Origin of the sequence: Tahibacter harae (genome assembly GCF_024437735.1) — a bacterium.
Lineage (GTDB): Bacteria > Pseudomonadota > Gammaproteobacteria > Xanthomonadales > Rhodanobacteraceae > Tahibacter > Tahibacter harae.
In genome coordinates this window covers 1-12265 of the sequence record NZ_JANFQO010000043.1, presented here as the reverse complement: position 1 = coordinate 12265, position 12265 = coordinate 1, and the positions used below count along the sequence as shown (strand labels likewise).

General features: G+C 68.4%; 10 protein-coding genes. 4 read left to right on the top strand and 6 right to left on the bottom strand.

Annotated features, from left to right (window positions below):
- Positions 1-371 precede the first annotated feature (371 nt).
- From NM961_RS23400 to NM961_RS23390, 3 genes are read left to right on the top strand one after another with little or no spacing between them, the layout of a single operon-like run.
- A complete protein-coding gene (locus tag NM961_RS23400; RefSeq protein ID WP_255916847.1) occupies positions 372-3575 on the top strand; it encodes an efflux RND transporter permease subunit in 3204 nt (1067 codons plus the stop codon).
- A complete protein-coding gene (locus NM961_RS23395) occupies positions 3565-4755 on the top strand; it encodes an efflux RND transporter periplasmic adaptor subunit (protein WP_255916846.1) in 1191 nt (396 codons plus the stop codon). Before NM961_RS23400 ends, NM961_RS23395 begins: the two co-directional genes overlap by 11 nt.
- Entirely contained in the window at positions 4742-6184 is a 1443-nt protein-coding gene (locus NM961_RS23390) for an efflux transporter outer membrane subunit (RefSeq protein WP_255916845.1), read from the top strand. The genes NM961_RS23395 and NM961_RS23390 overlap by 14 nt, the downstream gene beginning before the upstream one ends.
- A gap of 203 nt (positions 6185-6387) precedes the next feature.
- Here NM961_RS23390 and NM961_RS23385 read toward each other — a convergent pair whose 3' ends face one another.
- The 6 genes from NM961_RS23385 to NM961_RS23360 all read right to left on the bottom strand — a co-directional run bounded on the left by NM961_RS23385 (position 6388) and on the right by NM961_RS23360 (position 11399).
- On the bottom strand, positions 6388-6735 hold the full coding sequence (locus NM961_RS23385; RefSeq protein ID WP_255916844.1) for an EF-hand domain-containing protein: 348 nt from the start codon (positions 6733-6735) through the stop codon (positions 6388-6390).
- Between the two features lie 70 nt (positions 6736-6805).
- Positions 6806-7048: a KGG domain-containing protein gene (locus NM961_RS23380; RefSeq protein WP_255916848.1), complete on the bottom strand. Its 243-nt coding sequence runs from the start codon at positions 7046-7048 to the stop codon at positions 6806-6808.
- A gap of 532 nt (positions 7049-7580) precedes the next feature.
- On the bottom strand, positions 7581-7748 hold the full coding sequence (locus NM961_RS23375) for a hypothetical protein (protein ID WP_255916843.1): 168 nt from the start codon (positions 7746-7748) through the stop codon (positions 7581-7583).
- Positions 7749-8261: 513 nt separating this feature from the next.
- Positions 8262-9773, bottom strand: coding sequence for a GH3 family acyl-acid amido synthetase (locus NM961_RS23370; RefSeq protein ID WP_255916842.1), 1512 nt, complete (start codon positions 9771-9773; stop codon positions 8262-8264).
- A 4-nt stretch (positions 9774-9777) separates the two neighbouring features.
- Entirely contained in the window at positions 9778-10395 is a 618-nt protein-coding gene (locus NM961_RS23365) for an acyltransferase (RefSeq protein WP_255916841.1), read from the bottom strand.
- Positions 10392-11399, bottom strand: a complete 1008-nt coding sequence (locus NM961_RS23360) for an aromatic ring-hydroxylating dioxygenase subunit alpha (protein ID WP_255916840.1) — start codon at positions 11397-11399, stop codon at positions 10392-10394. Before NM961_RS23360 ends, NM961_RS23365 begins: the two co-directional genes overlap by 4 nt.
- A 122-nt stretch (positions 11400-11521) precedes the next feature.
- On the opposite strand from NM961_RS23360, the gene NM961_RS23355 reads away from it, so the two are divergent.
- On the top strand, positions 11522-12193 hold the full coding sequence (locus NM961_RS23355) for a pilus assembly protein PilP (RefSeq protein WP_255916839.1): 672 nt from the start codon (positions 11522-11524) through the stop codon (positions 12191-12193).
- Positions 12194-12265: the final 72 nt, after the last annotated feature.

Sequence of the window (12265 nt, the reverse complement as noted above, 5' to 3'; positions counted from 1 at the left end):
ACGGCGGGCCCTGCGGGGCCCGCTTCCGTTTTCGCGCCGTGCTGCGCAACCGCCGCGCGGCGGAGCGCCCCCGCCCGCCAGACGCAGCGGCGCCGTTACTGCGCACAACGCCATGCATCGGCGTGCAGCGGACACCGCGCACTGCCACGGCAACAGGCGCGGCTAGACGTTGGTCGAACACCGCACGCCCGTGCTTCTGCCGAGCCTGCGCAACACACGCTTCGGCGCTGTGCCGCAACATGCCGGCGCAACGCCGGGCCGGCGCGGCCGGACGCCTGCAGTTCCTAAAATAATCTTCATTCGCCGGGCCACTTGGGAAAAGAAACGCCGCCGCATACTAGTGCGGCGCACCATTCCCAACCGGCCTTCCCATGCTAGGCATAGTCCGCGTCGCCCTGCAGCGTCCCTACACCTTCGTGGTGCTGGCGCTGCTGCTCCTGCTCATAGGCCCGCTCGCGGCGCTGCGTTCGCCGACGGATATCTTTCCGGAAATCAGGATCCCGGTGATCAGCGTGGTATGGCAGTACACCGGCCTGCCGCCGGACGCCATGGCCGGCCGCATCACCACGCCGTTCCAGCGCGCGCTGACCACGACGGTGAACGACATCGAGCACCTCGAAGCCAATTCCTATACCGGCTTCGGCATCGTCAAGATCTTTTTCCAGCCTAGCGTCGACATCAACATGGCCAACGCGCAGGTGACGGCCATCTCGCAGACCCTGCTGCGCCAGATGCCGCCCGGCGTGAACCCGCCGCTGATCATCAACTACAACGCCTCGACCGTGCCCATCCTGCAGCTGGCCCTGTCCGGCAAGGGGCTCAGCGAGCAGACCCTGGGCGACCTGGGCACTACCGCCGTGCGCACGCGCCTGGTCAGCGTGCCCGGCGCGGCCGTGCCGTTTCCGTTCGGCGGCAAGTCGCGCCAGGTGCAGATCGACCTGGATCCGGCCGCGCTGCAGGCGCGCGGCCTGTCCGGCCAGGACGTGGCCGCCGCGCTGGCGGCGCAGAACCTGATCACGCCGGTGGGCACGCAGAAGATCGGCAGCTTTGAATACACCATCCAGCTCAACAACGCGCCGTCGGATCTGGACGCCATCGCCGACATGCCGATACGCACCGTGCAGGGCGCCCTGGTGCGCATCCGCGACGTGGCCAATGTGCGCGACGGCAATCCGCCGCAAACCAATATCGTGCACGTCGACGGCAACCGCTCGGTGCTGCTGACCGTGTTCAAGAACGGCTCGGCCTCGACCCTGGCCATCATCGCCGGCATCAAGCAGATGGCCGAGCAGATCAAGCCGACGCTGCCGGACAGCCTGGAAATCAAGCCCATCGGCGACCAGTCGCTGTTCGTGCGCAGCGCGATCGGCGGCGTGGCCAAGGAAGGCGTGATCGCCGCCGCGCTGACCAGCCTGATGATCCTGCTGTTCCTGGGCAGCTGGCGCTCCACCGTCATCATCGCGGTGTCGATACCGCTGTCTATCCTCGGCGCCATCGCCACGCTGGCGGCCTTCGGCGAGACGCTTAACATCATGACGCTGGGCGGGCTGGCCCTGGCCGTGGGCATCCTGGTCGACGACGCCACGGTGACCATAGAAAACATCAACTGGCATCTGGAACAGGGCAAGGATGTGGAACCCGCCATCCTCGACGGCGCCCAGCAGATCGTCACGCCGGCCTTCGTCTCGCTGCTGTGCATCTGCATCGTGTTCGTGCCGATGTTCTTCCTCGAAGGCGTGGCGCGCTTCCTGTTCGTGCCCATGGCGCTGGCGGTGATGTTCGCCATGGTCTGGTCCTTCGTGCTGTCGCGCACCCTGGTGCCGACCATGGCCAAGTACCTGCTCAAGCCGCATGCGCCGCATACCGACCTGCACGGCAACGACGCCACGCTGGGCCGGTCGTCCAATCCGCTGGTGCGCTTCCAGCGCGGCTTCGAGGCCCGCTTCGAGCGCCTGCGCGAAGGCTACCGCGACGTGCTCGGCCTGGCCCTGCTGCACCGGCGCGGCTTCGTCGCGGGTTTCCTGGCGCTGGTGCTGGCTTCGTTCCTGCTGGTGCCGTTCCTGGGCCGCAATTTCTTTCCCAGTGTGGATGCCGGCTCCATCCTGCTGCATGCGCGCGCCCAGGTCGGCACGCGGGTGGAGGAGACCGCCAATCGTTTCGCCGAGATCCAGAAAGTCATCCGCGAGATCATTCCGCCGCAGGAACTGGCCAGCCTGGTCGACAACGTCGGCATGCCCATTTCGGGCATCAACATGGCCTACAACAACACGGGCACCATCGGTTCGCAGGACGGCGATATCCAGATCACCCTGCACCGCGGCCACGCACCGACCGAAGACTATGTGCGACGCCTGCGCGAGGAACTGCCGCGCCGCTTCCCGGGCATGACCTTCTCCTTCCTGCCGGCCGACATCGTCACCCAGATCCTCAACTTCGGCGCGCCCGCGCCCATCGACGTACAGGTACGCGGCAACAACGTGGCGGCCAACTTCGCCTATGCGGAAAAACTGCTGCGCGATATACGCCGCATTCCCGGCGTGGCCGATGCGCGCATACAGCAATCCGCCGACAGCCCGCTGTTCCGCGTCGACGTGGACCGCAGCCGCGCCCAGTACGTGGGCATGACCGAGCGCGACGTGACCAACAGCCTCGTCGTGAACCTGGCCGGTTCCTCGCAAGTAGCGCCGACGTTCTGGCTCAATCCGCAGAACGGCGTGCAATACCCCATCGTGATGCAGACGCCGCAGTACGAGCTGGATTCGCTCGATGCCCTGCGCAACGTGCCGCTGACCGCCGCCGGCGCGCGCGCGCCGCAACTGCTCGGCGGCATGGCCACGATAGAACGCGGCAGCGCCAGCGCGGTGGTGTCGCAGTACGACATGCAGCCCATGGTGCAGATCTACGCCACGCCCCAGGGCCGCGACCTCGGCGCCGTGGCCGGCGAGATCGAACAGGTCATCAAGGCCCATGCGAAAGACCTGCCCAAGGGCACCCAGGTGCAGCTGCTGGGCCAGGTGCGCACCATGAATTCGGCGTTTTCCGGCCTGTTCTTCGGCCTGATCGGCGCGATCGTGCTGATCTATCTGCTGATCGTGGTGAACTTCCAGTCCTGGACCGATCCGCTGGTCATCATCAGCGCCCTGCCGGCGGCGCTGGCCGGCATCGTCTGGATGCTGTTTGCGACCTTCACCACCCTGTCGGTGCCGGCCCTGACCGGCGCCATCATGTGCATGGGCGTGGCCACCGCCAACAGCGTGCTGGTAATCAGCTTCGCGCGCGAGCGCCTGGACCAGTTGGGCGATCCCGTCGCCGCGGCGCTGGAAGCCGGCTTCGTACGCTTCCGCCCGGTGCTGATGACGGCGCTGGCCATGATTATCGGCATGGCGCCCATGGCCCTGGGCCTGGGCGAAGGCGGCGAGCAGAACGCGCCGCTGGGCCGCGCCGTGGTCGGCGGCCTGATCTTCGCTACCTTCGCCACCCTGGTTTTCGTACCCGTCGTCTTCAGCATCGCGCACGCGCGCCATGGCCGCAAAAAAGCCGCCGCGCCGTCGCTGGGAGAAGCTCATGTCGTCTGACCGCACCGCGCCGCGCCGCGGCCTCAAACTTACCGGCCTCGCGTTTGCCGTGATCGCCGCCCTGGTCGTCGCCGGTGGCGTGGCCACGCGCGCCACCGGCAAGGCGCGCGTCAAGGAATGGACCGAAGCCCAGGCCGTGCCCAGCGTCAGCGTGAGCCAGCCCGCCGCGGGTGGCGCCGGCTCCACGCTGGAGCTGCCTGGCCGCATCGAGGCCTACTCCCGCGCGCCCATCCATGCACGGGTTTCCGGTTATCTGAAAAGCTGGAAAGTGGACATTGGCACTCGCGTCAAGGCCGGCCAGCTGCTGGCCGAGATCGAGGCACCGGATGTGCAGCAACAGTTGCTGCAGGCCAAGGCCGATCTCGCCAGCGCCCAGGCCAACGCCGCCCTGGCCGAGACCACGGCGCGGCGCTGGCAGTCCATGCTGGGCTCCGATTCGGTATCGCAGCAGGAAGTGGACGAGAAAAACGGCGACCTCAAGGCCAAGCGCGCCCTGGTCAACGCCGCCCAGGCCAATGTGGAGCGGCTGCAGGCGACCGAGAGCTTCACCCGCATCGTGGCGCCGTTCGACGGCGTGGTCACCGCGCGCGAGACCGATGTCGGCCAGTTGATCAGCGGCAGCGGCGCCGGCGCCGAACTGTTCGTGGTTTCCGATACCTCGCGCCTGCGCATCTACGTCAATGTGCCGCAGAGCTACGCCGCCGGCATAGGCGCCGGCGCTGCCGCGCGCATCGACGTACCGGAACGGCCGGGCAAGCACTACGAAGCCAGGGTGGAAGCCTTCTCGCAGGCGGTCAACGCCGCGACCGGCACCACCCTGATCCAGCTCAGCGTGGACAACGCCGCCGGCGAGCTGCTGCCCGGCGGCTATGCCACGGTCAGCTTCAGCCTGCCGCAGGACACGGCCAGCCTGCGCATTCCCGCCAGTGCACTGATCTTCGACCAGGGCGGACTGCGGGTGGCCGTGGTCGAGGACGGCAAGGTGCGCTTCCGCGCGGTGGCGATCGCCCGCGACCTGGGCAAGAGTGTGGATATCGCCACCGGCCTGACCGCTGGCGACCAGGTCATAGAAACCCCGCCCGATGGCGTGGCCGAAGGCGACGCGGTGCATGTCGTCGGCAACGCGCCCAAGGCCGCGGCGGCCGCGCCACAAGGAAATGGCAACAATGGCAAAGGTTGACAGTTACTTTTTGCGCAGCAGCGCGGCGACGCTGTTCGCGCTGGCCCTGGGCGGCTGCTCGCTGGCGCCGCCGCTCGCGCTGCCGGAAATCGCGGCCGGCCCCGAATACAAGGAACAGGCACCATGGACTGCCGCCCAGCCGGCCGACCGCCTGCCGCGGGAGGCCTGGTGGTCGCTGTACCACGACGCCGAGCTGGACCGGCTGCAGCAACAGCTGCTGCGCAACAGCCCCGATCTCGCTGCCGCCCTCGCCCGCTTCGAGCAGGCCCGCGCCTACGGTGCGCAACAGCATGCCGGGCTGTTTCCGAGCCTGGGCCTGAGCGGCGACGCGGCGCGCGAACGCCAGTCCGAAACGCGGCCGCCGGCCGGCTCGTCCGCACCGCGCTTCTTCGAGAGCTACAGCCTGGGCCTGCAGGCCGGCTATGAGATCGACCTGTGGGGCCGCGTGCGCAACAGCGTCGCCGCCGGCGACCACGCCACCGCGGCCGCTGCGGCGGATCTGGAATCGGCCCGCCTGAGCCTGCAGGCGCAGCTGGCCGATGCCTACATCGTGCTGCGCGGCCTGGACCAGGAGGGCGCGCTGCTGGCCGATACGGTGCAGGCCTATGACAAGGCCGTCGCGCTGACCCAGAAGCGCCGTGACGCGGGCATATCCTCCGGCCTGGACGTGGCCCGTGCGCGCACCCAGCTCGATACCGCGCGTTCGCAGCTGGCACAGAACCAGGCGCGCCGCGCGGTGGCGGAACACGCCGTCGCCGCGCTCGTCGGCCTGACGCCGGCCGAGTTCAGCCTGACTCCCGCAACTGCGGCCATCGCCCTTCCCGCGATACCGCTGGATCTGCCGTCTACATTGCTGCAGCGCCGCCCCGATATCGCCGCGGCACAGCGCCGCGTGGCCGCGGCCAATGCCGGCGTCGGCGTGGCGCGCGCGGCCTGGTTTCCGTCGCTGAGCCTGAGCGCGAGCTACGGCTACCAGAGCAACCAGGCCGGCGGCTGGCTCAGCGCCCCCAACGCGGCCTGGGCCCTGGGCCCCGGCCTGCTGCTGGAACTGTTCGACGCCGGCAGGCGCCGCGCCCAGGTGGAACAGGCCCGCGCGGCGCTGGACCAGGCCGGCGCGGAATACCGCGGCATCGTGCTCGCGGCCTTCCAGCAGGTCGAGGACAACCTGGCCCTGCTGCAACACTACCGCAGCGCCGCCGAGGCCGAACAGTCGGCTCTAGCCTCTGCCCAGCGCTCGCTGGAATTCGCCACGACTCGCTACCGCGAAGGCGCTGTCAGTTATCTGGAAGTGGTGCAGTCGCAGACCACCGCGCTGACGGCGCAGCGCGCGGCGCTGGATCTGGATACGCGCCAGCTGCGTGCGAGCGTGGCGCTGGTGCGGGCGCTGGGTGGTGGCTGGCAGAACGATGCTGATCTGGCAGTGCGCTGAGCGCGGCTGCGGAATGATCCTTTCGCAGCCGCGCCTGTCGCTTCAGCCTGCTGCCTGCTCCCGGACACGGTAGCGGAAAGCCAGCGCCGACTGGACCTTCCGCTACCGTGTCCGCCTGCTACCCGCAGCCTCCCTAGACTGCGGGCATACCGGCGCGGCTACGGAACCCATCGGCTTGTGCAAGCCGGCGGGCTCGACCCAGCCTAACGCCGGTCAGTCGGGTTGCTGTGCTGATTACTCTCGTGGCTGTTCCACTCGTCGCGGGAAATCCTGCCGTCGCCGTTCTTGTCGATCTGGGCCAGCTTGGCGTTGTGCAACTGGGCGGCGTCGAACTCGCTCTGGGAAAGACTGCCGTCGCTGTTGGTATCGACGGATTCGAACTTGGACGATTTATCCACGCGGCCCTGGGCATCGCGCGGCGGATTGGTGGTGTCGGTGGTCTTGTCCGGGTTATTGGTGCCGGTGGTGTTGGTCTTGTTCGGATTCGTCGTCTGGGCGGCGACGACGCCGGCGCAGAGCAACAGGGACAGGGTGAGCAGAAGTTTCTTCATGGCAGACCTCTTCGATTGGCGGATTGCGGAGGAAGCACGTTCGCAGCTTGGGTGCGGATCGATGCTCCTGTCAGCGGCCGCCGCGGTTGCCGCGGCCGTCACTCTCGTCGGTGGCGGAGCTGCGGCCCGCAGCGCCTGCTTCGCCGCCTTTGCGGCCGATTTCGGCCATGTATTCCCGATCCTGGCTCACCGCTTCGCCGCCCTTGCTGCAGGCTTCACGGGCTTCCTTCGAAGTGAACGCATGAGCCCTGCCGCCGGCATGCGCGTCGCGGCCGCCCTGACTGGCGATTTCGCGCTGCCTGTCCTCGTCCATGCTGGCGAAACCGCGGCCCTGGCCTTGCCTTCCACTCTGGACCGAACCGCCCGGGCCGCTGCCCGCGCCCTGGCCGCGGCCAGTCTGGTTCTGTTTGTCGCCATTGCCACGTTCCTTTCCACGCTGGTTACTCGGCATGATTAGTCTTCAACGGATCGGCGCTGTCTTGCGCTTATCCGTGGTGGCATTTCCCGTGCCAGGTTCGTTAGGGCAAAAAACGCAGCGCGACGCCGCGAAAGCGCCGGCCATCCATTGTCGAGCCGGAACCGACGCACGGGATTGTTATACTTATTTTTATTGTGCAATGTCGGATGCGACACTGCGCGGCAGCAGCAACCTTGTTCCGGAAAGATCCACGCAGCGGGCCAACCGAGGAACACGGCATGCGAATGCGGACGACAACGAGCACGAGCGCAGCACTGGGACCGAGGCTGTGGTCATGCGGCTTCTCCTGACTGCGGCGCTGTTGGCAGCAGCCGGCCAAAGATTCGCCGGCCGGCCACCACAGGCAGCTCAACCATGCAGCCTCGCCTCAGCGCGGTTCGCGCCGCTGCTGCTCGTCGTTGCGCTCGTTCTCGTTGTTGCGGTTCTGCTGGCCCTGGCCTTCCTGGCGCTGCTGGCCGCCCTGGCCCTGGCCCTGCTGGCCCTGCTGGCCCTGACCTTCCTGGCGCTGTTCCTGCTCACGGTTGTTGTTGTTCACGATGGCTTTCCTCGTAGATGCCGGAGAAATTCCGGCAGGAACGACCGGGCAATCGCCATGCCAATGCGCAACGTGGAATTTCTCGCGGCTGCATGCGCGCATTGATAAGCCGCCTTTGGGAAGGCTTTACCTGCATAAAATACAGTTTGTGCATTAATTCCATACATTCATCCTCGCCCACTTCCTGGACCACTCCTCTGCGCATCGGCGGGCGAGCATGACGCAACCTCGCGGCCTGGGCTGCAAAAGCTGTATTTCAAAGGACTTTTCAGGTGCTGGGACAATCGCGGCCCGCGGGCGACAGCCGCATTCGACCTGCCAACCACCGATGTAGCCAAAGGAGAACCATGGCGGCCCTGAACGGCTGCGCAGCCGGCAAGCAGCAGCGGCGGCATCAGGCAGAAAGACCGGAGCGTCCGCAACGCCGTGCAGGATGTGGAACAAGGACGGAATATGAATCAGGCCGGTGCGCCGAAACGTCAGGCTGACCGCGGGACCGGGCTGGAGCGGACGCTATTTCCCGGCGACACCAAACGCAACCGCAAGGTCCCGTGCCGTATCGACACGCACCAGCAGCCGCCGGTCCTTGATGTCGCCCAGGCGCAGGCCGGCGCCGCTCCAATAGTCGAGCAGCTGCGCACGCAGTTGCGGCAGCACGATCACCTGCACTGAGCGCAGCTGCTCCAGCGCACGCGCTTCGGCATAGCGCAAGGCCTTGCACAGCTGCGCATCGAGCGCCGCCGCGGCACCCGCCGGTGCGTTTTCAGCCAGGCAGAGGTAGTACGGCTGTCCCTGCGCCGGCTGCAGCGGCAGCAGCAACGCCGGGCCGTCGCCGAACACGGCCTGCAGCGCCTGCGCCGCTGAATCCTCGTGCAGTTTTTCACCAACCAGGTCGGCAACGGCGTCGCTGCGGCCGAGGAATTCCAGCAGCGGCGTGGCGCGGTAGAAGCCGCTGCAGCGTACACGGTCGCCCAGGCGGTAGCGCAGCAGCCCGCCGGGCTGGGTGACGACGAGGCCGTATTCGCCATCGGCCTCCAGCTCGTGCAGCAGCCGGCAGCCGCCGCCGGCCTCTTCAAATTCGAGGAAGACTTCATCCAGCAGCGGCACGCAGCCGCCGGCGCCGTGCAGGGGCAGCGTCAGCGGCGCTTCCGTCGCCAGCAGGCCCTTGCCCTGCAGTTGTGCCTGGGGCAGGCGCCGGGCGAGCTGGCGCGCCGGCGCGGCGGCGGCCGCAGCGGTCCAGCAGGAAACCAGCTGCAGCCGCGGCCATAGCAGCGGCCAGGGGTCGGCCTCGTTCTCCAGCACGCGGCGCGGCCGCGCGGGCAGCTGCTGCAGCAGGCTGTCCTCGCGCTGCTCCACCCAGTCCAGCAGCACCAGCAGATACGAGGGATTCCATATCGAGATCACTTCCAGCTCCGCGCAGCTCAGCAGCGTCACGGCGAGCCGGTGGCGGAACTGCGCCAGATCTGCCGCGCCGCCGGGCGGCGTCAGCAGGAAGCGGCCCAGCAGCAGGCGCTGCGCCGGGCCAAGATAATCGCGATCGTCGGCCAGGCCCTGGGCGGCCGCGCCGAGACGCGGCGAGACGCTGGCGAACAAGCGGCCCGAACGCGGCCGCAGGCTGTGGCGCAGCAGATCGGCGGCCCAGATCGCGAACAGGCTGCGGAAACTGCGCAGCAGCGCGGTGTTGTAGGGAATCCGCTTGACCGTGCCGCCGCTGCCCGAAGTGGGCTCGTGGCAACGCACGCGCCCCGGCGTGAGCACGGCGCCGCCGGGTTCGGCCTGCTGGCGCGCGATCCAGGGCGCCAGTTCCGCATAAGTGCACAATGGGATTTTACTGCGGAATTCCGCCATGCCGTCGTCGGCGCGCAGGCCGTGCGCCCGCGCGTACTGCGTCGCGGCGCCGGCGCGGACCATGCGCGCGAGCGCCGCCGCCTGGGCCGTTGCGGGATCGTCCAGCGCGGCATCGAAACGCTGCGCGCGCGGTGCGCACAGCGCGCGCAGCAGCGGCGCAGCCAGACGCGCGAACACGGCCTCAGTCCCCGCCGGCCACGCGCCGCCCCACGCCCACGTCGCTGAGCAGGGGCAATACCGTGCCGTCGGCGATGCGCACGCCCGGCCCCAGGCGCGAGCCGGCGCTGAGGAAAGCGCCATGGCCTATGTGGATGCGCCGCACATACAGCACCAGCCCGCCGCGGTGCGGCTTGATCAGGTGGGCATAGCAGGCGGTGAGATGGCCGAACACCGCGCCGTCGCCCACGTCGAGCAGGCTGCGGTCGGCAATCTCCACCCGCGGTGTCCAGTACACGCGCCGGCCTATGCGGCTGCCCCACAGGCGCAGCCAGGCGCTGTAGGCGCCGGGCAGCAGGCGCAACGCCGCTTCCAGCGCAGGGAATGCGTTGTACATGAGCTGAAACTGATGCCCGCCCCACCAAGGCGAATAGCCCGGCGCGTCGATGCGCGAACGGCCTTCGCGCAGCGGCCACACGGCTTCATGCAGGCGGAAGCACAGCACCGGCAGCAGATAGGCGACGAACAGCAGGGCCAGCGCAGCCGCCGTGGAAGCGGTACGCAGCAGCCAGAATCCGCAGCCCAGCAGCAGCGCCAGCCACAGCGCCGGAAACAGGCCGAACAGGCGTGCGCGCCAGGTCATACGTAGAACTCGATGTCCTGGCTCACCTCCGCCAGGACGCGCGGATCCTCGCCGCGCGCGATCGCGTCGCGCAGCGAATCGACCAGACGGTGGATATGGTCGGCCGGCGTATCGCGGAACTCGCGGCCGAAGCGGCGGATAGTGCGCATCTGCAGATCGAGGATTTCCAGGTCCTGGTCGATGATGCGCTGACCGTAGCGGCGCACGAAGGGCGCAGCCAGGCGGTTGAGCCAGCCGAAGCGGTAGGTCAGGTCGGTATAGACCAGGGTTTCCTCCGCCGTCACCGGCACGGCCTGGGAGGTGATCAGGAACACCTTGGCACCGATGCGGTATTCGACGCTGGTCACATTGGGCGCGTGGAAGCTGTCGGTATGCGCCACCGGCAGTCCGCGCGGATTGAGAAACCAGCGGTAGCTGCCCAGATTGCTGCGCTCGTTGGCATAGCGGACCAGCACGCTGCCGTCGCGCCGGACCACCTGGGCCTGCAATCGTTCGGCGCGCGAGGAACGGAAGATGCCCGCATGCACGAAGGCGGTATGCGGGATGTCGATGAAATTTTCCACGCAGTTTTCAACGGTATTGCGGAAGCGGTTCTGCAACCGCAGCGTATGCCAGCCCGCTTCGCCGCAGTGCGGCATGGGAAACGGTGGCGCGGCCGGCTCGCGCTCCAGGCAGACATAGATGAAGCCGTCCTGTTCGCGCACCGGATACGGCGGCAGGCAGTGGCGCTGACGCAGTTCCGGCCCCAGCGACGGAATCGCGGTAACCTTGCCCGCACCATCGTAGACCCAGCCGTGATAGGGACAGGCCAGCAATCCATCGCGCACCTGGCCGCGGCTCAGCGGCGCATTGCGGTGCAGGCAGCGGTCGCGCAGCACGGTCGCGCTGCCGTCGGCGGCGCGGAAGCAGGCCAGCGGCTCGTCCAGCACCTGGCGCGCCAGCACCTGGTTGCGGCGCAGCTCGCGCGATTCGGCGACGATGTACCAGTAGCGGCGGAAACTCATGCGGCGAGTATAGCGGCGTGCCGCCTGCTGCCTGCCGCGGCAGCCGCATCCGGCGACAGGCCGGCGTTGGCAGCGCCCAGGGCAGCGACTATGCTCGGCCCGGTACAACCGGAAGTACAGACATGTACCGATACGGCGCACTCCCGCTGCTGCTCGCCATGGCCACCACCGTCCGGGCCGCGGACAGCCGCCCGCCCGCGGCTGCCCTGCCGCCTGGCTGGCAGGCGCTGTATACGCGCGCGCTGATCGTGCATGTGCCGCCCGGCGCGAACGCACAGCAGCTGCCCAGCGACGATACCCAGGCCGATACCATCCGCATCGGCGGCATGACGCTGCAGGTCGAGCGCGGCATGCCTTATCTGGTCGCGCCGCGCGAGGACGTACCGCCGGGGAACTGGCCGCTGCGCTTCACCGCCGCCGCTGCGGGCAGGCCCGCCGGACTGGCCGCCACCTGGAACCTCGACAATGCCGGCCGCGATATCGCCCGGCTGCACCTGAATTTCCGCGACAGCCGCGAACGGGAGCTGGCCTGCCGCATCGCCGCCGGCGCCCGCCCGCTGGGTCGCAGCGCCGATCTGCGCCTGCTGCGCATCGTCGCCGCGGGCAAGCGCCGCTGCGCCCTGCTGCGCGACGGCGAACTGCAGCGCCGGGTCTGCGCCGGCGACTATGTCACGCGCCATTACGGCCAGGTCGAGCGCATCCACGCCGGCAGTATCGTGATCCGGGAACTCTTCATGACCGACAGCGGCGGCTGGCGCGACGAGCGGACTACGCTGACGCCTTCCGGCCAATAGCGCTGTTCCGCCGCGCGGCGGTTGCGCAGCACGGCGCGAAAACGGAAGCGGGCCCCGCAGGGCCCGCCGTGG

Bases quoted from the DNA above. Each gene is read 5' to 3' on its own strand.
- NM961_RS23400 (WP_255916847.1), top strand. From the start codon at position 372: ATGCTAGGCATAGTCCGCGTCGCCCTGCAGCGTCCCTACACCTTCGTG.
- NM961_RS23395 (WP_255916846.1), top strand. From the start codon at position 3,565: ATGTCGTCTGACCGCACCGCGCCGCGCCGCGGCCTCAAACTTACCGGC.
- NM961_RS23390 (WP_255916845.1), top strand. From the start codon at position 4,742: ATGGCAAAGGTTGACAGTTACTTTTTGCGCAGCAGCGCGGCGACGCTG.
- NM961_RS23385 (WP_255916844.1), bottom strand. From the start codon at position 6,735: ATGAAGAAACTTCTGCTCACCCTGTCCCTGTTGCTCTGCGCCGGCGTC.
- NM961_RS23380 (WP_255916848.1), bottom strand. From the start codon at position 7,048: ATGGACGAGGACAGGCAGCGCGAAATCGCCAGTCAGGGCGGCCGCGAC.
- NM961_RS23365 (WP_255916841.1), bottom strand. From the start codon at position 10,395: ATGACCTGGCGCGCACGCCTGTTCGGCCTGTTTCCGGCGCTGTGGCTG.
- NM961_RS23360 (WP_255916840.1), bottom strand. From the start codon at position 11,399: ATGAGTTTCCGCCGCTACTGGTACATCGTCGCCGAATCGCGCGAGCTG.
- NM961_RS23355 (WP_255916839.1), top strand. From the start codon at position 11,522: ATGTACCGATACGGCGCACTCCCGCTGCTGCTCGCCATGGCCACCACC.